The organism is Arthrobacter sp. QXT-31 (assembly GCF_001969265.1).
Taxonomy (GTDB): domain Bacteria; phylum Actinomycetota; class Actinomycetes; order Actinomycetales; family Micrococcaceae; genus Arthrobacter.
Window position 1 is genome coordinate 2,174,311 of the sequence record NZ_CP019304.1, and the last position, 22,635, is coordinate 2,196,945.

22 protein-coding genes are annotated in these 22,635 nt (G+C 67.5%); 5 read left to right on the forward strand and 17 right to left on the reverse strand.

All coding sequences use genetic code 11. The features are described 5' to 3' along the window. Window positions 1-25: 25 nt before the first annotated feature. The 10 genes from BWQ92_RS09860 to BWQ92_RS24435 are packed head-to-tail and all read right to left on the reverse strand — an operon-like array spanning window position 26 to window position 8,986. Window positions 26-706: an SDR family NAD(P)-dependent oxidoreductase gene (locus BWQ92_RS09860; RefSeq protein ID WP_076799355.1), complete on the reverse strand. Its 681-nt coding sequence runs from the start codon at window positions 704-706 to the stop codon at window positions 26-28. After that, window positions 703-1,950 carry a sialidase family protein gene (locus BWQ92_RS09865; RefSeq protein WP_076799356.1) on the reverse strand — a complete coding sequence of 416 codons (1,248 nt, stop codon included), beginning with the start codon at window positions 1,948-1,950 and terminating at the stop codon, window positions 703-705. Before BWQ92_RS09865 ends, BWQ92_RS09860 begins: the two co-directional genes overlap by 4 nt. A 4-nt stretch (window positions 1,951-1,954) precedes the next feature. Next, window positions 1,955-2,746 carry an HpcH/HpaI aldolase family protein gene (locus tag BWQ92_RS09870; RefSeq protein WP_076799357.1) on the reverse strand — a complete coding sequence of 264 codons (792 nt, stop codon included), beginning with the start codon at window positions 2,744-2,746 and terminating at the stop codon, window positions 1,955-1,957. A 54-nt stretch (window positions 2,747-2,800) separates the two neighbouring features. Next, a complete protein-coding gene (locus BWQ92_RS09875; RefSeq protein ID WP_076799358.1) occupies window positions 2,801-3,790 on the reverse strand; it encodes an aldo/keto reductase in 990 nt (329 codons plus the stop codon). 60 nt (window positions 3,791-3,850) lie between these two features. After that, window positions 3,851-4,678 carry an ATP-binding cassette domain-containing protein gene (locus BWQ92_RS09880; protein ID WP_076799359.1) on the reverse strand — a complete coding sequence of 276 codons (828 nt, stop codon included), beginning with the start codon at window positions 4,676-4,678 and terminating at the stop codon, window positions 3,851-3,853. Further along, window positions 4,671-5,570 carry an ABC transporter ATP-binding protein gene (locus BWQ92_RS09885; protein ID WP_076799360.1) on the reverse strand — a complete coding sequence of 300 codons (900 nt, stop codon included), beginning with the start codon at window positions 5,568-5,570 and terminating at the stop codon, window positions 4,671-4,673. The genes BWQ92_RS09880 and BWQ92_RS09885 overlap by 8 nt, the downstream gene beginning before the upstream one ends. 1 nt (window position 5,571) lies before the next feature. Then, on the reverse strand, window positions 5,572-6,477 hold the full coding sequence (locus BWQ92_RS09890; RefSeq protein WP_076799361.1) for an ABC transporter permease: 906 nt from the start codon (window positions 6,475-6,477) through the stop codon (window positions 5,572-5,574). Continuing rightward, window positions 6,474-7,409 carry an ABC transporter permease gene (locus BWQ92_RS09895; RefSeq protein WP_076799362.1) on the reverse strand — a complete coding sequence of 312 codons (936 nt, stop codon included), beginning with the start codon at window positions 7,407-7,409 and terminating at the stop codon, window positions 6,474-6,476. Before BWQ92_RS09895 ends, BWQ92_RS09890 begins: the two co-directional genes overlap by 4 nt. Before the next feature lie 3 nt (window positions 7,410-7,412). Further along, window positions 7,413-8,015: an ABC transporter substrate-binding protein gene (locus tag BWQ92_RS24430; RefSeq protein ID WP_250637858.1), complete on the reverse strand. Its 603-nt coding sequence runs from the start codon at window positions 8,013-8,015 to the stop codon at window positions 7,413-7,415. Then, window positions 7,937-8,986, reverse strand: a complete 1,050-nt coding sequence (locus BWQ92_RS24435) for an ABC transporter substrate-binding protein (protein WP_250637859.1) — start codon at window positions 8,984-8,986, stop codon at window positions 7,937-7,939. Before BWQ92_RS24435 ends, BWQ92_RS24430 begins: the two co-directional genes overlap by 79 nt. 162 nt (window positions 8,987-9,148) lie before the next feature. Here BWQ92_RS24435 and pdxA point away from each other — a divergent pair, with 162 nt between their 5' ends. Next, a complete protein-coding gene (pdxA, locus tag BWQ92_RS09905) occupies window positions 9,149-11,488 on the forward strand; it encodes a 4-hydroxythreonine-4-phosphate dehydrogenase PdxA (protein WP_076799363.1) in 2,340 nt (779 codons plus the stop codon). Between the two features lie 19 nt (window positions 11,489-11,507). Here pdxA and BWQ92_RS09910 read toward each other — a convergent pair whose 3' ends face one another. The 4 genes from BWQ92_RS09910 to BWQ92_RS09925 form a co-directional block, all read right to left on the reverse strand. Then, window positions 11,508-12,284: an SDR family NAD(P)-dependent oxidoreductase gene (locus BWQ92_RS09910; RefSeq protein WP_076799364.1), complete on the reverse strand. Its 777-nt coding sequence runs from the start codon at window positions 12,282-12,284 to the stop codon at window positions 11,508-11,510. Between the two features lie 14 nt (window positions 12,285-12,298). Beyond that, window positions 12,299-13,681, reverse strand: a complete 1,383-nt coding sequence (locus BWQ92_RS09915; RefSeq protein ID WP_076799365.1) for an MFS transporter — start codon at window positions 13,679-13,681, stop codon at window positions 12,299-12,301. 118 nt (window positions 13,682-13,799) lie between these two features. Next, window positions 13,800-14,822 carry a PHP domain-containing protein gene (locus tag BWQ92_RS09920; protein WP_076799366.1) on the reverse strand — a complete coding sequence of 341 codons (1,023 nt, stop codon included), beginning with the start codon at window positions 14,820-14,822 and terminating at the stop codon, window positions 13,800-13,802. Between the two features lie 6 nt (window positions 14,823-14,828). Beyond that, a complete protein-coding gene (locus BWQ92_RS09925; RefSeq protein WP_076799367.1) occupies window positions 14,829-15,206 on the reverse strand; it encodes a VOC family protein in 378 nt (125 codons plus the stop codon). Window positions 15,207-15,303: 97 nt separating this feature from the next. On the opposite strand from BWQ92_RS09925, the gene BWQ92_RS09930 reads away from it, so the two are divergent. The 4 genes from BWQ92_RS09930 (at window position 15,304) to BWQ92_RS09945 (ending at window position 18,527) form a co-directional block, all read left to right on the forward strand. After that, entirely contained in the window at window positions 15,304-15,939 is a 636-nt protein-coding gene (locus tag BWQ92_RS09930; RefSeq protein WP_236783166.1) for a hypothetical protein, read from the forward strand. 42 nt (window positions 15,940-15,981) lie between these two features. Next, window positions 15,982-16,188: a hypothetical protein gene (locus BWQ92_RS09935; RefSeq protein WP_076799368.1), complete on the forward strand. Its 207-nt coding sequence runs from the start codon at window positions 15,982-15,984 to the stop codon at window positions 16,186-16,188. Window positions 16,189-16,343: 155 nt separating this feature from the next. Further along, entirely contained in the window at window positions 16,344-17,267 is a 924-nt protein-coding gene (locus BWQ92_RS09940) for an AEC family transporter (RefSeq protein ID WP_076799369.1), read from the forward strand. Window positions 17,268-17,363: 96 nt separating this feature from the next. Next, window positions 17,364-18,527 (forward strand): cytochrome P450, encoded by a 1,164-nt coding sequence (locus tag BWQ92_RS09945; RefSeq protein WP_076799370.1) that lies wholly within the window; start codon window positions 17,364-17,366, stop codon window positions 18,525-18,527. Here BWQ92_RS09945 and BWQ92_RS09950 read toward each other — a convergent pair. Genes BWQ92_RS09950 through BWQ92_RS09960 form a run of 3 tightly spaced genes read right to left on the reverse strand, consistent with a single transcriptional unit; the run spans window position 18,511 to window position 22,591 of the window. Next, window positions 18,511-19,719, reverse strand: coding sequence for a fumarylacetoacetate hydrolase family protein (locus BWQ92_RS09950; RefSeq protein WP_076799371.1), 1,209 nt, complete (start codon window positions 19,717-19,719; stop codon window positions 18,511-18,513). The two genes, BWQ92_RS09945 and BWQ92_RS09950, sit on opposite strands and share 17 nt — an antisense overlap. Beyond that, window positions 19,716-21,248: an aldehyde dehydrogenase (NADP(+)) gene (locus BWQ92_RS09955; protein WP_076799372.1), complete on the reverse strand. Its 1,533-nt coding sequence runs from the start codon at window positions 21,246-21,248 to the stop codon at window positions 19,716-19,718. Before BWQ92_RS09955 ends, BWQ92_RS09950 begins: the two co-directional genes overlap by 4 nt. Further along, window positions 21,245-22,591, reverse strand: coding sequence for an L-fuconate dehydratase (locus BWQ92_RS09960; RefSeq protein ID WP_076799373.1), 1,347 nt, complete (start codon window positions 22,589-22,591; stop codon window positions 21,245-21,247). Before BWQ92_RS09960 ends, BWQ92_RS09955 begins: the two co-directional genes overlap by 4 nt. Window positions 22,592-22,635 lie beyond the last annotated feature (44 nt).

Below are 22,635 nucleotides of genomic sequence, written 5' to 3' on the forward strand. Positions count from 1 at the left end.
GCAGACGGCGTTTACTGCAAGCGTCCTACAGGGAGGCGCCTCCGCAGATGACGTAGTTCTGTCCTGTGATGGACTTTCCGTGCGGGCCCAGCAGGAAGCCGGCGAGCGCGGCAACGTCCTCCGGATCCACCAGCCGGCCGAGCGCCGGCAGCTTAGGAGGCGTGGCCGCCCGCCCCGGATCAGCCAGCATGGGGGTATCCGTGGGCCCCGGGGACAGCACGTTCACTGTAATGCCGCGCGGGGCGAGCTCCTGCGCCCAGGTCCTGCCCATGCCCATCAGCGCGGCCTTGGTGGCGGCATACTGGCTCTTGCCCGCCGCGCCCGTCGAGGTGCGGCTGCCGATCAGGAGCACGCGGCCGCCGTCGGGCATCCGCGGAACCACCTCGTTGGCCAGTACACTGGCGGCCCCGACGTGGACAGCGAACATGCCGGCGAGCGCCTCCGGGTCCAGCTCACCCAGCAGCGCCGTGCGCTGGTAGCCGGCGGCGTGCACCAGCGCATCCGCCGGCTCAATCCGCGCCGCCGTATCCGCCAGCGACGACGGATCGGACAGGTCTGCCCGCAGCCACCGGAACCCCGGTCCCAGCGAGGTCTCGCCGCGGCTCAGCCCGGTAACAGTCCAGCCGTCTGCCAGCAGCCGTTCGGCGATCGCCTTGCCGATGCCGGAGCTGCAGCCCGTGACAACCGCGTGGCGGGTCCCGGTCACTGCTTGTCTCCTCCCGGCGTTGCGCTGCCCTCGTAGGCCCACTGCGGGTCCACGCGGACGTACTTGATGGCCTGCCGGAAGTAGGTGTACGCGATGTGCAGCGCACCGTCCGGGCCCTGGTGGATGGACGGATAGGAGTACTCCCTGTTCAGGCCGTCGCGGGAGTTGTTGGAGAGGCAGTAGCCGTCCCCCACATCGAGGTTGCGCCGGATGGGCCAGCTGCGGCCCGAGTCCTCGGAGATGGCCAGCGTCATGGGCGAGCGGGGCGTCCCCCAGAAGGCGCGGCGCCCGCCGTCGTCCGTTCCGGCGCTGACGGAAGGATCGGGTTCGGTGAGCTGGCCCTGTTCGGCGGCCAGGCCGTCGTCGTCGATTTCGTCGTAGAGCGACAGCCGCCGCTCGGTGTCCGCTTCCGCCCGGCTGTGGTTGTAGACCAGGGCCAGGCGGCCGTCCGCGAGCGCCGTGAACTGGATGGAAGAGTTGTTGTTCGGCAGCTCCGTGGGAACCGGCTCGCTCCACGTGGTCCCGTCGTCCGTGGAACGGGATTCGTAGATCGAGTCCGCCCAGCGGCTGCGGAACAGCGCCAGCAGCGAGCCGTCAGCCACAGGCTGGATGTTCATGTGGACGCAGCCGAGGCTGCCGGGCAGGACCGTCCCGCTCCAGGTGGCTCCGCCGTCGTCGGAAATCATGACGGCGCTGTCGTCGCTGTTGCCAACCCATTTCTCCCCCGGCGTGGTGATGCAGCGGAAGACCGGGATGATCAGGCGGCCGGACGGCAGCAGGACCGGCAGCTGGCGGACAAACACGCCGCCTGTCTCGTTTGCCGGGAACAGCGTTTCCACCGGTCCCCACGTCCGGCCGCTGTCCGTGGAAGTACGACGGCGGACCTCGGCTGTGTCCTGGTTGCCCGCCTTCTGCGCGGTGTACAGAAGCCACAGGGAATCCCCCGGCGCGTTGAACAGGATCGGATTCTGCTCGGAGCGGGTGGAGTCGTCCGAAAGCTGCTGGGCCGGTGACCACTGGCTGCTGCCCGGTTCCAGCGTGGAGAACCAGATGGAAATGTCCGGCACGCCCTCCTGGGTGCCACCGAACCACACGCAGCCGAGGCGGCCGTCGGGCAGGGTCAGGAGATTGGCGGCATGGCTTTGCACGGTGGGTGCCGGCAGGTACGCGAAGTCGGCACCGTCCGCGCGCTTCACGGCGCCGTCGGGGGTGATGCTGCTGTACTCGGTGTTGGTGGTCTGCATGGCCTTAGCCCTCCGCGTTGCCGGCATCGGAGCGGGCCGCTGCCAGGTGCGCCTTGGCGGCCAGCTCGAGGTGGGTCAGGTCGGACGCGACCGTGGTGAAGGTGTAACCCTGCCGCAGCCGCTGGGCCGCGATCTCCCCGGCGGCCGTGTGGATGCCGGCGGCGATGCCCGCGGAGGCAGCCGCATCGGCGATGGTTTCCAGCGCCGCATTGAACTCGGCCTCGATGGCGGGATCGCCCGGGAAGGCGCCACCGACGGCGATCGCCAGGTCCGACGGGCCCACGTAGATGCCGTCCAGGCCGGGGGTCGCACAGATCTCCTTGACGTTGGCCAGGCCCTCGGGCGTCTCGATCATGGCAAAGACCAGGGTGGCTGCGTTGGAGTCGCCCGGTACGGGGCCGATCCGCAGGGCCGAGCGCATGGGCCCGTAGGACCGCCCGCCCATGGGCGGGTATTTGGCGGCAGCCACGGCTGCCGCCGCGTCTGCGGCGTTGTTGACGAGCGGGACGATGACGCCGACGGCGCCGGCGTCCAGCGCCTTGCCGATCGCGGTGAAGTCGTTTGCCTCGACCCGGACCATGCCGACGGCGGTGTGCCCGGCGTCGATGGCCATCAAGCCGTTCAGCACGCCCGAGTAGCCGAGCAGGCCATGCTGGGCGTCCAGGGCCACGTAATCATAGCCGAGCCGGCCGATGCGTTCCGTTGCCACGGGCGCGTCCAGCACCGCCCAGTAGCCGACGGCCTGTTCACGGGCGCGGATCTTGCGGGCGAATTCAATGGCCAGGTCCGATGTCATCTGTATCTTCTACCTTCAGGTCGTGGGTGGTCTTGGCGATTGCCGGGTGGGGGCTCAGCGGTTGTAGGCGGGCATGGGCCCGCGGAGCCCGGAGCCGACGGCGTCGCAGGCGGCGGTGACGTCCTCGGGCAGCGGCCCCTTGGCCACAGCGGCGATGTTGGCGCTCAGCTGCTCCACCTTGGAGCCGCCCAACAGCATGGAGCCAACGCCCTTCCGGTAGGCGAGCCAGCGCAGGGACAGCTCGGCGAGGGTGATGCCGGCCTGCTCGGCGATGCCGGCCAGGGCGTTCACGGCGTCGAACAGCTGCTTGTCCCAGTAGCGCTGGGTGTACATGGCAGCCAGCTTGGAGTCACCGAAGCGGCCTTCCGAGGGCTTGGCCTCGAAGCTGTGCTTGCCGGTGAGCAGGCCGCCGCCCAGCGGGTTGTAGACCATGGTGTGGACGTTGTGCGTGGCGGCGAACTCGAGGTACTCCTCCTCCACCCGGCGGGCCACCAGGTTGTAGAGCTGCTGTGCCACCACGGGCCGGGGTGCCCCCACCTCGCGGGCCACGTGGATCACATCGGCGATCTGCCAGGCCGCGAAGTTGGAGACACCCAGCCCCCCGATCTTTCCCTCTTCAGCCAGTTCGGCCACGGTGCGCAGGGTGTCCTGCAGCGGGGTGGCGCGGTCCGGCTGGTGCAGGTAGAACAGGTCGATGCTGTCCACGCCAAGCCGGCGCAGGCTGCCCTCCACGCTGTTGCGCAGCCCCTGCGGGGACAGCGGCGAGTGCTGGCCGTGGTCGGCGTGCGGCATGCCGGCCTTCGAGGCGAGGATGACCTCGTCGCGGCGGCCCTTGAGAAGGCGGGCGAGCATTTCCTCCGTCACGCCGCCCACGTAGGCGTTGGCGGTGTCGATGGTGGTGATGCCGGCGTTGAGCGCCTCGTCCACCATGCGCCCGGCGGTGGCTTCGTCGGCGGTGTCGCCGAACGTCATGGTGCCCAGGACCAGGCGTGAAATGGGAAGCTTCAGTCCTTCCACCGGGGTGCCTTCTGGCTGCTTGCTCATGCGTGTTTCTCCGTGGTTGCAGTGCGGGTCGGGTTTCGGTTTCTTCAAAGGGCCGCGGCCTCAGGCGCCCTTCAGCGCCAGCGACCGGACAACGTGCCGCGGCTTCAGGCCCCGCATGGTGGAGGGGTCCAGCGCGGCGCGGCGGAGCTTGCGGGTGTAGTCCTCCTTCGGCGCGGTCAGCACGGATGCGGTGCTGCCGGATTCCACCAGCTTGCCGCGCTGCATGACCATGACGCTATCGCTGATCTCCTGCACCACGCCAAGGTTGTGGGAGATGAACACGTAGGTGATGCCGGTTTCGTCCTGGATGGACTTCAGCAGCCGCAGCACCTGGGCCTGGACGGACACATCGAGGGCGCTCGTGGCCTCGTCGCAGACCAGCAGTTCCGGCTTGGAGGCGAGTGCCCGGGCGATGCCGATGCGCTGCCGCTGGCCGCCGGAGAACTCAGCGGGGTGGCGGTCCAGGGACTTGGCCGGCAGGCCAACCTGGTCGATCAGCTTTGCGGCTTCCTTGTGCCGCTCGGCCTTGGAGCGGACGCCCTGCAGCTTCAGCGGTTCGGCCACGATCTCCTGGGCGGTGAGGTGCGGATCCAGCGAGCCGTAGGGATCCTGGAAAACCATCTGGAACTTTGAGCGCAGCGGCCGCAGTTTGGCTTCGCTGAGCGCCGCCAGGTCCGTGCCGTCCAGCTCAATCCGGCCGCTGGCCGGCGTCACCAGCCGCATCAGCGCCTTGGCCACGGTGGACTTTCCGCAGCCGGATTCACCGACGACGGCGATCGTCTTGCCTTTGTCCACGGAGAAGGAGACGTCATCCACGGCACGGAACGTTCCGCCCGGCACGTGGTAATCCACCACGAGGTTCTCGACGGAGAGGAACGGCTTAGTCATGCTGGCCTCCGGTGCTGGTCAGTGCGGCTGTGGACTGTGATGCGGCTGTGGACGGGGAAGGGTTGGCTGCCGGGGTTTCGTCCCAGGGACCGAGGACCGGCACCGCGGCCAGCAGGCTGCGGGTGTACTCGGTGGCCGGGTGCTCCACGATCTGCTGGACCTCGCCGGACTCCACGAAGGAGCCGTCCTTCATCACGTGGATGCGGTCCGAGATGAGCCGGGCGACACCGAGGTCGTGGGTGATCATCAGGATGCCGATGCCGCGCTGTTCCTGGAGCTCGAGGAGGAGGTCCAGGATGCCGGCCTGCACCGTGACATCCAGTGCCGAGGTGGGTTCGTCGGCCACCAGGAGCTGCGGTTCGCTGGCCAGTGCGATGGCGATCAGCACGCGCTGGAGCATGCCGCCCGAGAGCTGGTGCGGGTACTTCTTCAGCTGCACGTCCGGCGTCGGGATGTGCACCTGTTCCAGAAGCCGGATAGCCCGGGCCCGGACGGCGTCCTTGTCCTTGGAGGCGGCACCGGCGATCCGGATGGCCTCCGACAGCTGGCTGCCGATGGAGTGGACGGGGCTCAGGGCCGTCATCGGGTCCTGCGGGATGAGCGCGAGCGTCCGGCCGCGGACCTTGTCGATGGCCTTCGGCTCGGCCACCACGTCCACGCCGTCGATGAGCACGGTGCCGGAAAGCACGGCCAGATCGTCCGGCAGAAGACGGAGGATGCCCATCGCCGTCGTCGATTTGCCGGAACCGGACTCACCGATGATGGTGACCGTTTCGCCGCGGTGGATGCTGAAGTTCACCGAATCGACGGCCCGGATGATTCCGGCGTCGGTGATCAGCTCCACCTGGAAGTCGCGGACCTCGAGGAGAGGCTGTTCCTTATTGGCGTCCATGTCAGGCACCCTTCTTCTTGCGGCGGGGACGGTCGCGGAGGCCGTCGCCCAGCAGGTTTACGCCCACCACCATCAGCACGATCACCAGGCCGGGCAGGGTGACCATCCACCAGGAGGTGGTGATGTAGTCCTGGCCGTCGGAGATGATGCGTCCCCAGGTGGCGAACGGCCGCTGGGGTCCGGCGCCGAGGAAGCTGAGCGCACTCTCGAGCAGGACGGCCTGGGCCAGGAGGAGCAGCACCACGAGGGTTGCCTGCTTGATGACGTTGGGGATGATGTGCTGGATCAGGATCTGGATGCGGTGCAGGCCGAGGATGCGCGCCGCGGAGACGTACGGTTTTTCGCGTTCCACCAGCACCATGGACCTGGTCAGCCTGGCCACCTCCGGCCATTGGGCGATGGCGATGACGAAGGTGATCACCGGGATGGACGGACCGAAAAGTGCCACCACCAGGAGCAGCATCATGAGCAGCGGCAGGGACATCTGGGCTTCGAGGACGCGGGAGACCACCGTATCCACCCAGCCGCCGAAGTAGCCGGCGGCTGCACCGAGGATGATGCCGATGGCGCCGGAGACCACCACCGCCAGGATGCCGATGGTCAGGGACACCTGTCCGCCGTGCAGGACGCGGGAGAGCAGGTCGCGGCCCAGCTGGTCGGTGCCGAACAGGTGGCCGTCCACCAGCGGGGCGAGCCTGCGCGCCGAGAGGTCCTGGTGGTTGGCGTCCGGCAGGGGCAGCACCTGGGCCAGCAGGATGGGAATGATGACGATCAGCGTGCAGACGGCGCCGATGCGCAGTTTCCACTTGGCGGCGTTGCGGCGGCGGGTGGCGCCGGCCTTGGCTACGAGTTCCCTGGTGACGGCGCTCGGAGACGGGGTGCGTGTTGCGGTGTCGCTGAGGCTCATGCTGCTGCCGCCTTTCCAAGACGAACGCGGGGATCAAGAAGCGGGTAGGCGAGATCGATGACCAGCTGCACGGCTACCGCCAGCAGCGCCGTCAGCAGGACGGTTGCCTGGATGAGGGGGTAGTCACGGGTTTCCAGGGCCCGGACAATCAGGGAGCCGACGCCGGGCCAGGCGAACACCACTTCCACCACCACCACGCCGTTGAGCATGGCCGCGAAGCGGGTGCCCAGGGCGGTGAAGACCGGGATGGCGGAGTTCCCCATGGCGTAGCGCCAGGTGAGGGCGGAGCTGCCCACTCCCCTGGACCGTGCGACGGTCAGGTACGGGGCCGCGAAGTTGGCGGTCATCTCCCGCCGCACCATCCGGGAGATCAGCGCGATCTGCAGGATGGCGATGGTGACGGTGGGGAGGACGAGGCCGCCCCAGGTGGCGAAGCCGGAAGCCGGGAACAGCGGGATCAGGACGGCGAAGCCGGTCAGGAGCATGATGCCGGTCCAGAAGTCCGGCATGGACTGTCCGGCGATGGTGAGGACGTTGACGCCGAGTTCGCGGTTGGTGTCCGGACGGCGGGCCATCCACACGCCCAGCGGGATGGCGATCACGGCGGTAAGGAGGATGGAGGCGGTGGCGAGGGTCAGCGTGTACGGCATCCGCTCCGCCACGACCTGCATGGCCGGCGCCTGGAAGGAGTAGGAGGTGCCCAGGTTGCCGGTGAACAGCTGCTGCAGGAAGATCCAGTACTGCTCCAGCACGGGACGGTCCAGGCCGAACTGTTCGCGGACCTTGGCCAGCTGCTCCGTGGTGGCCAGCGGGCCGGCGTAGGAGACGGCCGGATCACCGGGGGCGAGGCGGATCAGGATGAAGACCGTGGAGACCGTCAGGAACACGGTCAGCAGGCCCTGGCCGAGCCGCTTGAGGATGTATTTGGTCATGGCTCAGGCCTCCAGCCGGACGTCAACAAGGGGGTAGGAGTTGGTGGGCGCCAGCGCCAGGCCTGCCACGCGCTTCTGGTGGGCCAGCACCGACTTCGGAACGAACGCCCAGGCACACGGCCAGGTGTCCCAGATGGCCTTCTGCGCGGTGGCCAGCAGCTGTTCGCGGCGCGCCGGGTCTACCTCGGAGGAGGCGGCCTGGATCTTGGCCTGCACGTCCGGCACCACGTAGCCCTGGTAGGTGTCGCGGGTCTTTTCCTTTTCCGCGGTTCCGGCGTACATGCCCTGCATCATGGTGATGGCCAGGCCGGTGGGGCTGCTGAAGCCGTTGCCGAGCAGGTCCCAGTCGCCCTGCTTGCCCTGGCGCCAGGCCAGGATGTTGCCGCCGGGCTCAAACTGCTGCAGCTGGGTTTTCACGCCGATGTTGCCGAACATCTCCACGAGCGCCTCCATGACGGAGGTGTCGGAGGCGAACTCCCCGGTTTCCCAGATGATCTTCAGGTTCAGGTCGGTGACACCGAGGCTCTTCAGCGTGGCCTTGGCCTTCTCCGGGTCGAAGGTGTAATTGCCGGTCTTGGCGAAGCCCGTAAGGCTGGACGGGACCACGCCTTCGGCCTCACTGACCGAATCGACAGGACGTCCTTGACCAGCGACTCGCCGTCGACCGCCCAGCTAAGCGCCTGGCGGACCCGGACGTCGGAGAGCGGGTGGCTGGCCGGCTTGCGGAAGTTGTAGAAGATCTGGTTCAGGCGGAGGCTGGACGCCTCGGCCAGGACGACGCCGGGAAGTCCGGCCAGCTGTTCGCGCGAGTCGGGCGTGATGGAGTCAATGACGTCCACCTCGCCGCTGCGCAGTGCAATGACACGGCTGGATTCCTCCGGCAGGAAGCGGACCTCGACGTTGTCCACCTTGGGGGCGGGGCCCCAGTAGTTCTCATTGCGCTTGAGGCTGTAGGTGCCGGCGCCGCGGTTGAACTTCGTCACGACGTACGGGCCCGTGCCCACGCCTTCCTGCAGCTCTTCCGGCTTGTTCCGGGCTGCCGGGCTGATCAGGATCATGCTCATGAGGGAGTCGAGGATGGGGATGGGGTTCTTCGATTCCATCCGGAACGTGCGCTCATCCACGGGCACCACGGTGGGGAATTCGGGGAAGAACCCGGCCACGAAGGAACCCTGCACCTGCTGGTACATCTTCAGCGCGGTGGCAACGTCCTCGATCTTCAGCGGCGTGCCGTCTGAGTACTTGACACCTTCGCGGAGCCGCACGGTCCATACCGTGGGGGAAGTCATTTCAAAGCGGTCCGCCAGGACCAGGATCGGCTTGGTTTCGGGGCCGATGGCCGTCAGGCCCTGCCGCACCGCGCGCTGGACGGTGACGGCGGCGTCGAACTGGTTGAGCTTGTTGTCCAGGCTGACGAGCGACCTGTTTAGCGCCAGCGTCAGGGTGCTGGGGCCCGGCAGTCCGGTCGGGCCGGCACATCCGGCCACGGAGCCTGTGCCCAGGAGAAATCCGGCGGCTGCGCCGAACTGCAGGAGGCGGCGCCGTGAGATCTCACTTCCTTGAGGAAGAACGGTCATCGTTGACCTCTCGGTTGATTGGGACGGCTGGCGGCCGGATGGCCTGCGCCGTGTTACATGCATCACTCTGCCACCTCTGCGCGAAATGCGCAACTGACCTAGCGCAATCCGCGCAGTCATGACATCATGGTGCTACCGATCCACAGAAGAAGGGAGGACGACGTGGCTGCAGTCCTTATCCAGGCCGACGACTTTTCCGGCGCAGCAGAAGTGGGGCAATGCTTTGCAACCCAGGGGCTGGACACGCGGCTCCTCCTGTCCGCCCCCGAGGCTGGCACTGGCACCGGCCGCCACCCGGACGTCCTGGTGGTCGACACCCACTCACGGGCTATGGTTCCGGAGGCCGCCGCCGCTGCTTCGGCTGCCGTCTTTGGCAGCCCGGCCGCAGGCCGCGCAGGCGTGCTGTTCAAGAAAATCGATTCGCTGTGGCGGGGCAATATTGGGCCGGAACTCGCGGCACTTTCCGCACTGGGGCACCACGTGGTGGTGGCCGGCGCACTCCCCCAGCTGAACCGGACCGTCGTCGGCGGCCGGCCTTTCGCCGACGGTGTGCGGCTGGACCGCACGAACCTCTGGCGGGCAGAGGCAGCGGCCCCGCCCGCGGAGATCGCGCACTTGCTGCACGAAGGCTCTGCAGTGCAGCTAACGGACCTGTCCACCGTGCGGGCGGACAGCCTGACGGCCGTCCTCGGTGAAGCCCTCTCCGGACCATCAGCCGGCGCCACTCCCACCACAGTGATCGTCGACGGCGAGACTCCGGCTGACCTGGAAAAGGTCGCCGATGCTCTGCTGGCCCTGAACTTCAGTGCCGGCGGACGGCGCATAGTGCTGGCCGGGACCGGCGGCATGGCCCTGCTGCTGGCGGCGAAACTCGGCCCGGCTTCTGCGCGAAACGCGCAGGAACCCGGATCATCCCGCGTAAAGGCTGTGGCGGGCGCACCGCGGCCGGTGCTGGCCGCCGTCGGCTCCGCGTCCACGAAGGCCGCGGCGCAGCTGCGGAACCTGGAAGCCCGCGGTGTCACCGGCCTGCACATCACGCCCGGCGAACTGCAGTGGCCCGAAGATGTCCGCCCGAGGCTCGCGGAAGCACAACAGCTCCTGGCGGCCGGTGAGCCAACTGCCCTGACTGTCAGCGCCGACGTCGTCAATCCGCAGGAGTCCGGCAGGATCGTGCGGAACCTGGCGCGGCTGGCAGCGGAGGCGGCAGCGGCTCCCACCGGAACAGACCTGATCCTGACCGGGGGCGAAACCGCCCGCGAAGTACTCGACGCCCTCGGCGTCCGGTCGCTGACGCCGCTGGCGTCCGTGCAGCACGGCGCCGTGGTCAGCCTTTCCGACGACGGGCGGCTGGTGGGCACCAAGCCCGGCAGCTTTGGCGACGACGACGCCCTGGTCCAGCTTTACTCCGCCATCAAAGACCTTCGGTCTTCCAACAGCATTTCCCATCCCTCCCACATACCTGGAGCTCCAATGACATCAGCAGTGAACGCAACCGAACAGGACACCCGGCCCTTCATCGCCGTGACCATGGGCGACGGCGCCGGCGTCGGCCCCGAGGTGACCGTGGGCGCGCTCCTGGACCAGAACGCCTACCGGGACTGCCGCCCGGTGGTGATCGGCGACGTCCACCGGCTGCAGCTCGGCGCCAAGGCACTGGGTGTGGAAGCCAACATCGTCGAGGTGGAGACGGTGGGCGAAGCGGTCTTCGAGGCCGGCCGGATCAACGTGATCGACCCCAAGCTGCTGTCCGCCGACCTGCCCTGGGGCCAGGAGTCCGCCGAGGCCGGGAACGCCGCGTACCACTACATCCGGATCGCATGCGAGCTGGGGATGAGCGGCCAGGTCCAGGGCATCTGCACGGCGCCGCTGAACAAGGCAGCGCTGCATAAGGCCGGGCACATCTACCCCGGGCACACCGAGCTTCTGGCGCACTTCATGGGCATCGAGGAAGTGTCCATGATGCTCTCCACGCCCAAGGTCAAGGTCATCCACGTCACCACCCACATCGGCCTCATCGACGCCATCAACAAGATCGAGCCGGGCCTGGTGGAACGGACCGTCCGCCGCGGGCACAGCGCCATGCAGCGCGCCGGCATCGCCAACCCCAAGATCGGCGTCTGCGCCATCAACCCGCACGCCGGCGAGAACGGCCTGTTCGGCTACGGCGAGGAAGCGGAGAAAATCACCCCGGCCATCGAAAAGCTCCAGGCCGACGGCATCGACGCGGTCGGCCCCCTCCCGGCCGACACCGCGTTCTTCCTGGCAGGCCGCGGCGACTACGACCTCATCGTGGCCATGTACCACGACCAGGGCCACGGGCCGGTCAAGGTCCTCGGCATCGAGGCCGGCGTCAACATCACGGTGGGCCTGCCCGTCATCCGCACGTCCGTGGACCACGGCACCGCCTTCGACATTGCCGGCAAGGGCATCGTGGACGTGCGCAGCATGATCGAGGCGCTGCGCCAGGCGGCGGAGATGTCGCCCAGCCCCGCGGCAGCATAGGTACTGGGCAGCTTAGGTATTAGGAGATCTGCAGGCCGCCGTTGATGTCGTACGTCGCGGCCGTGATGTAGCCGGCATCCTCCCCCATCAGGAACACCATGAGGGCGGCGATGTCGCGGACGGTGCCCACACGGCCCATGAGGATGTCCCTGGACATGTCGGCTTTTCGCTCATCGCTCAGGGTGCCGCCCATGATGTCGGTGTCCACGGGGCCGGGGGCGATGCAGTTGACGGTGATGTTGTGCTGCCCCATCTCCCGTGCGAGCGCCCGGGTGAAGCCGATGATGGCCGCCTTGGAGGCGCTGTACGCCACCTTGGAGTAGGTGCCGCCGCCGCGCTGGGCCGAGATGGAGGAGACGCTGACCACCCGGCCAAGCCGGCGTTCGATCATTCCGCGGAGCACGCGCTGGGTGACAAGGAACGTGCCGGTCATGTTGATGCGGAACACACGCTCCCAGGCCTCAAGTGTCTCGTCCATGAACTCGGTGGGCGAGCTGATGCCCGCGAGGTTCGCGAGCGCCACGATGGGTGGCATGTTGGCCTCCACCTCGTCGATCGCTGCGTTGACGGTGGCCTGGTCGGAGACATCGGCCCCCACGCCCCTGGCCAGGACACCGTACACGGAGGAGATGTCCTCCGCCGCGCGCCGGGCCGCGTCGCCGTCGATATCAAGGATGGCCACGGACCAGCCGCCGCTGGCCAGCATTTCCGCTGTAGCCCGCCCAATGCCCCGTGCTGAAGCGGCCCCGGTCAGCACCGCGGTGCGTTCGGCCGGGAACGTGTCGTGGTGTGCCATGTCCGTAATCCCCTCTAGTACTTGGTGTCGTCGAACTCGTCGGCGGCAACCGCCTCTTCACCGACCGCGGCGGGAGTGCCGGGTTTCACGTGGCCCTCGGGACGCTTGCGGGCGTAGAGGTAGGTGGCGATGGCGGTGACGCCGAGGCAGGCGGCCAGGAACACGAGGCCGGACCGGTTGTCGCCGCTGGCGTCGTTGAGCACGCCCACGATGTAGGGCGCCACGAAGCCGCCGAGGTTACCGAGCGAATTCACCATGGCGAGGCCGGCCGCGGCTGCAGCTCCCACGAGGGCCGTGGAGGGCATGGCCAGGAACGGCGCGATGGCGGAGTAAATGCCCATGGCCGCCAGGGTCAGGGCGATCATGGCCAGGATGGCGTTGACCTGGACAAGGTTGCCGGCCGCGATCAGGCCGATGGCGGCCATGACCATGCTGATGCTGGCGTGCAGCACCCGGTTGCCCGTGCGGTCTGACCGCTTGCCCCAGTAGTAAACGAATATGGCGGCAATCGTGTAGGGAATGGCAACGATGAAGCCCACCTCGGTGGTGCTGAACTTGCCCAGGGCCGCGACGATGGTCGGCATCCACAGGCCCAGGCCGTAGATGCCGCAGACCAGGCCGAAGTACAGGGCTGAGTAGGCGACCGTCCTGGAATCCTTCAGGCCGGCCAGGAAGTGGTGCGGCTGGCCTTTTTGCTTGTGGGCGAGTTCCTCGTCCATGGTCCGGGTCAGCCATTCCCGCTCATCGGCAGCCAGCCAGTGCGCGTGGCTTGGCTTGTCAGTCATGAGCACCGGAGTGAGCAGCCCGAGGAGGATGGCCGGGATGCCCTCGATGATGTACAGCCACTGCCACCCCTGCAGGCCCCAGATTCCGTCCATCTGCAGCAGGAGGCCGGACACCGGGGCGCCGAGGGCGTTGGAGATGGGCTGGGCGAGGATGAAGATGCCCAGCACGGTGACGCGCTGCCGCGCGGGGAACCACAGGGTCAGATAGAAGAGCATGGCCGGGAAGAAGCCGGCCTCCGCCGCGCCGAGCAGGAAGCGGATGATGTAGAAGGTGACCTCTCCGTTCACCAGGGCCATGGCCGTGGCGAAGATGCCCCAGGAGATCAGGATGCGGGCGATCCATTTGCGGGCACCAAACTTGTACATGCCCGCGTTGCTGGGAATCTCCAGGAGCGCGTAGCCCAGGAAGAAGATGCCGGCGCCCAGGCCGTAGGCTGCGGCGCTAAGGCCGATGTCCTCGCTCATGGTCAGCTTGGCGAAGCCGACGTTGTTGCGGTCCAGATACGCAATGAAGTAAAGCAGCACAATCAGCGGCATGAGGCGGCCGCGCACTTTCCGGAGGGTCCTCTGGCCCAGCTCGTCCAAGTGGTCCGCTGGATTCATAGCAGTCATGGTGCACCTCGCAGGGAGTGACGGGTCCGCCGGGTTCCGCGACGGAACAATTAAGGTGTACCACTCCGTGCATAGATAGTCATTATGCTTACTAAATTCTTGAGCTAAGGCCGTGCTGCTAATTCCTGCTGTTCAGCCACTCCAGGAGCCGGTCCAGAGGCCAGGTGGTGACGATCCGCTCGGCCGGGACGCCGTTGCGTTCGGCCCGTTCGGCGCCGTACTGCAGGAAGTCCAGCTGGCCGGGGGCGTGGGCATCACTGTCGATGCTGAACAGGCAGCCGGCCTCAAGCGCCAGCTGCATCAGGTTGTCCGGCGGGTCCTGCCGTTCCGGCCGGGAATTGATTTCGACGGCGACATTGGCTTCCGCGCAGGCCGCAAAGACCCGCTCGGCATCGAATTCGGACTCGGGCCGCGTGCCGCGCGAGCCCTGCATCAGGCGGCCGGTGCAGTGGCCCAGCACATTGGTGTGTGGATCACGGATGCCGCCGAGCATCCGCTCCGTCATGGTGCGGCGGTCCGAGCGGAGCTTGGAATGCACGCTGGCCACCACCACGTCCAGCCGGTCCAGCATCCCGGGCGTCTGGTCCAGCTCGCCGTTTTCCAGGATGTCCACCTCGATGCCGGACAGCAGCCGGAACTTCCCGTCGGCACCCCCGTTCAGCCCGGCCACCACGTCCAGCTGCTCGCTGAGCCGCTCGGCGCTGAGCCCGTTGGCGATCTTGAGGTTCGGCGAGTGGTCCGTCAGGGCGAGGTATTCGCGGCCGAGCGAGCGGGCGGCGTCCGCCATCAGCTCGGGAGGAGAACCGCCGTCGGACCAGTCGCTGTGGCTGTGCAGGTCACCGCGGAGCAGCGGGCGCAGCCCGTCTCCCCCGGCGGCGAGTGGTTTGGCGCCGCCTTGGCGCAGCTTTTCCAGGTAGTCGGGCACATCGCCGTCCACCGCCTGCCGGATGACGTTGAAGGTGGTGTCCCCGATTCCTTTCGTCCGCTTGAGCCGGCCGTCGCGGGCCCGCTCCGCCACCTCGTCCGGAGTCAGTGCGCTGATGACGCCGGCCGCCTTCCGGAAAGCCTGGACCTTGAAAGTGGGCGCTGCGCTGCGCTCAAGCCAGAAGGCAATCTCATTCAGGGCATCAGCGGCGTCCATGCAGTACTAGTCCTGGTGCAGCTGGATGAAGTTGCCGCAGCCGTCGTCGAACACGGCGGAAATCCCGGACGGATCCTCGGCGGGCTCGCCCCGGAACTGGACGCCGGCGGCGGACAGCCGCTGGTACTCGGCTTTGACGTCCGGCGTGCCGAAGACGATGGCCGGGAGCCCGGCGTCGTACAGTCCCTTGCTGTAGGCCGACGCGATGGGGTTGTCGCTCGGCTCCAGCAGCAGTCCGACGGTGCCGGACGCTCCGGGGTCCTTGACGATGAAGAGGTTGTGCTCGGGCATGGCCATGAGTGTGTCGAAGCCGAGGGTCTCCGTGTAGAAGGAGTGGGCCGCGGCTGGGTCCTGGACGTGGATGCTGCACATTTTGAGTCGCATGGCGCCTACGCTACGCCATTGACCGGGACGCCCACAGGGGCTGCAATTTAATTGCGGCCCGAGTTGCCGGGCAGCGCCCGTCCTTGGAGGTGCAGTGGTGTCCGTACTTTCCGAAGCCGCCCCCTGGGGGCTGCTGCAACTGGTCCTCTGGAGCGCGGTGCTGATGGCCGCCGTCGCCGGCACGGTTTTTGTGGTGCGGCACCATCTAAGGACGTCCGACGGCGACAGCCCGGACCTGCTGTTCTGGGACCTTTTCGGCGGTGCAGTGGTAATTGCCCCGTCCCTGCTCATTCCGGCGGTGGCCTCGCCGCCGGCGGGCTTGGCCCTGGCCGCGGTGGCGGGCGCGAGCGGGGTAGCTGCCTACCGCAGCAGCCCTGCGGTGCTTTCCTGGTTCGAGGCGCGGCGGCGCCGGCGGGTGGACGGGCCGCTGTGCCGGACCGCTGCCGCCACGCAGGAAGAGATTCTGGGCCGCTGGGCCCAGTACGAACTGGACCCAGCGCTGGCCATCAGCTACCCCGCTCTGGCCGACGTCAGGCAGCCCGAAACCGCTGCAATTGTGAAGGCCCTCCGGGAGGCCGATGCGTTGAAAGCCCTTGCTGATCCCGCATATCCGCGCGCCGTCGAGCGTCTGGGCCTGGCGCTGGAACGTGCGGAAACCGCGGCGGGCGTCCCGGCGGGCCTCCGGCCGGCGACACGCGGGACTTGTTCAACGGGCCTTTTTCGGGAAGGGTAGTAAGCACCCTTAGCAGTTCCGGAAATCGCAAAGGAGAACACCATGCAGATCGACAAGTCCCAGATCCTCGAATTCCTCAGGTCCCAGGGTGACAACGACAAGGCTGCCCAGGCCGAGACGCAGCTGCCTGACCAGGTGGACACCGACCAGCATGCCGGCCTGCTCTCCCAGCTTGGCATCAACCCCGCGGACCTGCTGGGCAAACTCCCCGGAGGATTGGGGGACAAGCTCGGCGGCCTCGGCTTGTAGCCAGGCCCCCTGGCCGACAGCACTACTGAGAAGACGGGTTCCTTCCGGGGCCCGTCTTCTCCTTGTGGTTTTGGCCTCATCTGTCCGGTGCCCTGCCGCAGAAAATATAGGCTTAGACGTCGGCCCAGGAGCGGAAATGGTGTGAGGACAACAGTTTGGACGGAGTCTTAAAGGGATTCTTTGTTATGGGCGTGGTTCTGCTCGTGGGGTACATCCTCGCCAGAACCAATGCCCTCGGTCCCCACGGGACAAAGGTGCTGTCCACCCTGACGTTCATGGTGGGGCTGCCGAGCCTGATGTTCTCCACGATTGCGTCCCGGCATATTTCCGAGATCCTGAGCCAGACAGGCCTCATCTCCGTCGTCACGGCACTGTGCGTCATGGCGCTGTTCGCCCTGAGCGGGGCCATAGGCAGATGGGGCGTCAGACGCACCACGGTCGGGGCGCTGGCCACAGGAATCGTCAACTCCACGAACCTTGGCGTTCCGTTGTCGCTGTACATTCTGGGCAGTGCCACCTTCGTCAACCCCATCATGCTGTTCCAGCTGGCCCTGCTCACCCCGGTGGCGCTGACCATCCTGGATCTGACCGATCCCGAGGGCAAAAGGTCGTCGGTGTGGAGCATCCTGTCCACACCGCTGCGCAATCCCGTTACGGTGGCGGCCATTCTCGGCGTCATCGTCAGCGCCGCCGAAATTGAGCTGCCTGACCTGGTCCTGGATCCGCTGGAACTGGTGGCCCAGCTGACGGTGCCGCTGATGCTGATCATCTTCGGTATGTCACTCCATGGCCTCTCACCGCGCCAGGACGTGGCTGACCGCGTTCCCACGCTGTTCGCCGTCATCCTCAAGTCGGCTGTCCAGCCTGTGCTCGCGTGGTTGCTGGCCGTGCTCGTGTTCCGCCTGGATACCTTCAGCACGTTCGTGGTCACGGCCTGCGCCATCCTGCCCACCGGACAGAACGTGGTCCTGTATTCGGTCCGGTACGGCGTGGGCCAGAATCTGGCGCAAACAACGGCAGTGGTTACCTCCGCCCTGGCTGTCCCGCTGCTGCTGGGGGCAGCCTGGCTGTTTGGGTGAGTCCCGCTGGTGGAGTCCTGCCGGCGCTACTGACGGCGGATGCCTCCGCGGAATACACTCGGCTCCTACGGGCCGTTCGGCAGAGAGAGGCCAGCCATGGACTTCCGACGCGATGATGAGTCACCACTGAACCCCTTCCCCCACTACGAGCGGATGCGGGCATCCGCTCCCGTGTTCCACGACGAGGTGTCCGGCAGCTGGCACGTGTTCCGGTACGACGACGTCCAGCGGGTTTTGTCCGACCACGGCACCTTCTCGTCAAGGATGGGAGGGGACGATCCGTCCGAAACAGGCCAGCTCTTCGCGGCGAGCCTGATCACGGCAGACCCGCCCCGGCACCGGCAGTTGCGTTCCCTCGTAACCCAGGCGTTCACGCCCAAGGCAGTCGAAGCGCTTGCTCCCCGCATCTCCGCGCTGACCGGGGAACTGCTGGACGCGATGGCCCCCAAAGGTTCCGCAGACCTCATCGACGAGCTCGCCTATCCGCTGCCGGTGATCGTCATCGCGGAGCTCATGGGCATTCCCGCCGAGGACCGGGACCGTTTCAAACACTGGTCGGACGTCATCGTCAGCCAGACCCAGGCCGGAGCCCGGACCGACGATCACAGCTCCACAAACCGGGAAATGACCGAGTACTTTCTGGCCCTCATCGAACACCGCAGGCGCAGCCCCGGAAGCGACCTGATCAGCAACCTGCTGGAGGCCGAAATCGAGGGGCAGAAACTCAGCGTCCCCGAACTGCTGGGCTTCTGCGCCCTGCTGCTGGTGGCCGGTAATGAGACAACCACCAACCTGATCGGCAACGCGGTCCTCTGTTTCACCGAAGCGGCGGAAACGATGGAACGGCTGCGCGCCCAACCGGCACTGCTCCCCCAGGCCATCGAGGAAGTGCTGCGCTACCGCTCACCGGTCCAGTCGATGTACCGGGTGACAGCCGCCGAAACCGTGCTCGGCGGCTGCCAGGTCCCCGCCGGCGCCCCGCTGGTGGCCTGGATCGGTTCAGCCAACAGGGATGAGCGCCAGTTCCAGCACCCCGAACAGTTCGACATGGACCGCACACCGAACCGGCACCTGGCCTTCGGCCATGGCATCCACTTCTGCCTCGGCGCCCCGCTGGCCAGGCTCGAAGCCAGGACCGCGCTGCAGGGCATCCTGCAGCGGCTCCCCGGACTGGCCCTCGCCCCGGGAGCGCACCTGGAACGGATGGACAGCACCATCGTCTACGGGGTCAAGGAGCTGCCCGTCACCTGGCAGGCGTGAAAGGAAGCCCAGCCCTCGGTTGTTCCGCGAGGTAGCCGAACAGCTGCCGCAGCCCGAAGGTCCACTCCGGCAGTTCCTCGGCCGCTCCCACGCGGTTGACCAGGGCACCCAGGTGGCGGCTCCGGATGGTCACAACGTCGCCGTGCTTGTGCGTGAACCCCTGCCCGGCCTCGTCGCGGTCCTGGGTCGGCGCGAACAGCGTGCCCGTGAACAGGGCGAAGCCGTCCGGGTACTGGTGGTGGCTGCCATGGGTGGCAGCCACCAGCTCCTCGAAGGGCCTGCTGATCCGGGCGAGGGTGTTCCGCCCCTCGAGCAGATAGCCGTCCGGTCCTTCGACGCGCAGCAGGATCTCCTCCTCGCGCAGCGTATCGAGAGTGAAACCGCCGTCGAAGAGCCTGATGAGCGGCCCCAGCGCACTGGACGCATTGTTGTCCTTGGCCTTGCCGAGCAGCAGGGCGCTGCGGCCCTCAACGTCGCGGAGGTTGACGTCGTTGCCGAGTGTGGCTCCCACCACCTCACCGCGGGACGTGGCGATCAGCACCAGTTCCGGTTCGGGGTTGTTCCAGGAGGAGAACGACGGAATTCCGATGCCTGCGCCCAGGCCCACTGAGGACAGCACCGGGGCTTTCGTGAACACCTCCGGGTCCGGCCCGATGCCCACCTCGAGGTACTGGGACCAGAGACCCTCGGCTATCAGAATCCGCTTGGCCTCGGCCGCCGCCGGGGAACCCGGCCGGACCATGGAGATGCTGCCGCCGAGGGCCTTCCCGACCATTTCGCGCATCTCGGCTGCCCGCCCCGCATCGCCGGCACATCTTTCCTCGATGACGCGCTCAATCATGCTGTCCACGAACGTGACGCCGCAGGCCTTGATGACCTGCAGATCCACCGGGGCAAGCAGGTGCGGGCGGGCGGTGTCCCCCGCCAGGGAAGAGCGGACGACGTCGGCTGTCACCCACCGCTGCTCCGTCAGCTCCGGATCGGCGAGCGCCGCGCGGACGGCCGCGGCGGGGCTCGGCAGTTCGAGCAGCTGCGACACTGTGCCGGCCAGCCGGGTCAGGTCAAATATGGAGTCCCCGCTGACCGCAGCCACGCGCGGGCCCCCGGTCTCGGGGTCCCAGACCCTGCCGATCAGCAGCGCCTGGTCCGCGTCCTCCGGAAGGACTGCCTCGGGAATTGCCGGGGCGGTCACGGGCGGCCTCCGGTTTCCGTACCCGGGACGGGATCCGATGGCCGCCGCCAGACGCCGTCCACGCGCTGCGGCACATTCCAGGGGTTGCTGTCCCGCAGCGGTTCGGGCAGCCGGGCAGCCGGGAACGACTGGTAGGCCACAGGCCGCAGGAAGCGGCGGATGGCGGCCGTCCCCACGGACGTTGTGGCCGACGTCGTGGCCGGGTACGGTCCCCCGTGGTTCTGCGCGTAACTGACAGTGACGCCTGTGGGCCAGCCGTTCCACAGCACCCGGCCACTGATGTCGGTCAGCCTGGCACCCAGCTCGGTGACGTCGTCGTCCTCCTCGGCCTGGAGCGTGGTGGTGAGCTGTCCTTCGAGCAGTTCGGCGAGGCCCGGAAGCTCAGCCCCGTCCGTGTATTCGACCACCAGGCTGGCGGGGCCGAACATCTCCTGCTTCAGGAGGGCGGGATCCCTGCGCACGGCGTCCGCCGTGGTGCGCAGGATGGTGGGCGCCGGCGCTTCAGCAAAGTCACCCTCCAGCAGCACTTCAACGCCGTCGGCGCCGCTGAGTCCCCGGACGGCGTCCCTGTAACCGCCGTGCAGGCGTTCGCTCAGCAACTGCGCCGGAGTGAAACCGGCGAGCGCGCCGGCCAGGACACGCCGAGCCTCTTCCGTTTCCCCGGCGGACCCTGCGGCGGGAATGAACAGCAGCCCCGGTTTGGTGCAGAACTGGCCCATTCCCAGGGTGAAGGAGCCGGCGTACCCTGCGAGGATTTCGTCGCGGCGGGCTGCCCAGGCGTTCGGCGTGACAAAAACCGCGTTGATGCCGCCCAGCTCGCCAAAGAACGGGATGGGCTCGGGCCGCGCGGCGGCCCGGTCCAGCAGCGCCCGGCCACCCGCCGTCGAACCCGTGAAGCCGATGGCCTTCACCAGCGGGTGGTCCACGAGAGCCTCGGCGGCACGCCGTCCGGTAACAAGTGAGAACAGGCCCGACGGCGCCCCGGACGCAGCAAGCGCGGCGGTCACCGTTTCCGCAGTGCGGGCTGCCAGGCCGCGGTGGCCGTCGTGCGCCTTGTGCACGACGGCGCAGCCGGCAGCGAGCGCGGACGCGCTGTCCCCGCCCATCACACTGAAGGCAAAGGGAAAGTTGGATGCCCCGAAGACGCCCACCACGCCTACCGGAACGTTGTAGCGCCGCAGGTCGGGGCGGGGACCCATGCCCCACGCCGGGTCGGCGTGGTCGATGGTCGCGTCGAAGTGCTCGCCCTGCAGGATCTCTGCGGCGAACAGCCGGAGCTGGAAGACGGTGCGGTTGAGCTCACCCTCCAGCCTTGGAACGCCGAGGTGGGTCTCGCGTGCGGCGATCTCCACCAGTGTTTCGGCGTCCTGCGCCAGCCCGTCCGCCACGGCCTCGAGCCAGGCAGCGCGGGTGGCCGGCGTGGCGGTCCTGCCCCTTTCGAAGGCCGACTGCGCAGCCTCAACGGCCGCAGCGAGCTCCCCGGCGGTTGTGGTTTCATCGGTGACGGCCCCCACGAGCCCGCCGGTCACTGGGCGGCTCCCGCCGGAGCGAGGTTTGCCCCCGTGACGGCGGCACGGCTGCCCACTTCCTGCCATCCGGCACCGGCAGGGAACTCCCACCGGGACCGGGAGGCGCTCAGCATCTCCGCACCGGTTCCGGGCAGGACCGGGGCGGCATACCGCCCGTTGATGATCCGCACCGGTTCGGCGAAGTGCTCATGCAGGTGGTCGACGTATTCGATCATGCGGCCCTCCTGGCTGCCGCTGACGACCGCATAGTCGAAGAAGGAGAAGTGCTGGACCAGTTCGCAGAGGCCCACACCTCCGGCATGAGGGCAGACCGGAATGCCGAACTTGGCCGCGAGCAGGAGAATGGCGATGTTCTCGTTGACGCCGCCCACACGGGTTGAGTCGAGCTGGAGGACATCGATGGCTTCGGCCTGCAGCAGCTGCTTGAATACAATGCGGCTGGCCACGGCCTCGCCGGTGGCCACCCGGACCGGTTCAACGCCCTTTCGAATTTCGGCGTGGCCCAGGATGTCATCCGTGCTGGTGGGCTCTTCAATCCAGTACGGATCGAATTCGGCAAGCCCGTTGACCCAGGTGATTGCTTCAGACACTTCCCAGCGCTGGTTCGCGTCAATCGCGATGGGCAGGTCTCCCACGGCCTCGCGGGCGAGGGCCATGCGGCGGCGGTCGTCATTGATGTCGCCGCCCACCTTGAGCTTGATCATGGAAAAGCCCTCAGCTGCTGCCTCCTTGCTCAGCCGCATCAGCTTCTCATCGCTGTACCCCAGCCAGCCGGGCGAGGTGGTGTACGCCGGGAATCCTTCGGCTTTGAGCGCGGCAATCCTTGCGGCCTTGCCGGCCTGTCCGGCACGCAGGATCTCCAGTGCTTCCTCCGGGCTGAGGGCGTCCCGGATGTGGGTGAAGTCCACGACGCTGACCAGCTCTTCCGGGCTCATTTCGCTGAGCAGGAGCCACAGCGGCTTGTTCTCGCGGCGGGCCCGGATATCCCACAGGGCACTGACCAGCGCGCCGCAGGCCATCTGGGTCACGCCCTTTTCAGGCCCCAGCCAGCGCAGTTGGGAGTCGTGGATCAGCCGCCGGGACGCACCGCCCAGATCGTAAATCAGTTCGTCGATGTCACGGCCCACAAGGAGGCGGGCGTAGGCGTCGATGGCCGCAGTGAGGATTTCATTGCCGCGGCCGCAGCTGAAGACGAAGCCGTGGCCCTCGTCGCCGGCGTCGGTGCGGATGACCACGTAGGCGGCGGAGTAGTCGGGGTCAACGTTGACCGCATCGGAACCGTCCAGTTCCAGTGAAGTGGGAAACCGGACGTCCTGGGTGTTGATGGAGGTGATGGAAGGCATGGCGCTTCTTTCGCGTCTTGGAACCGGCAGGTCAGGGATCAGGG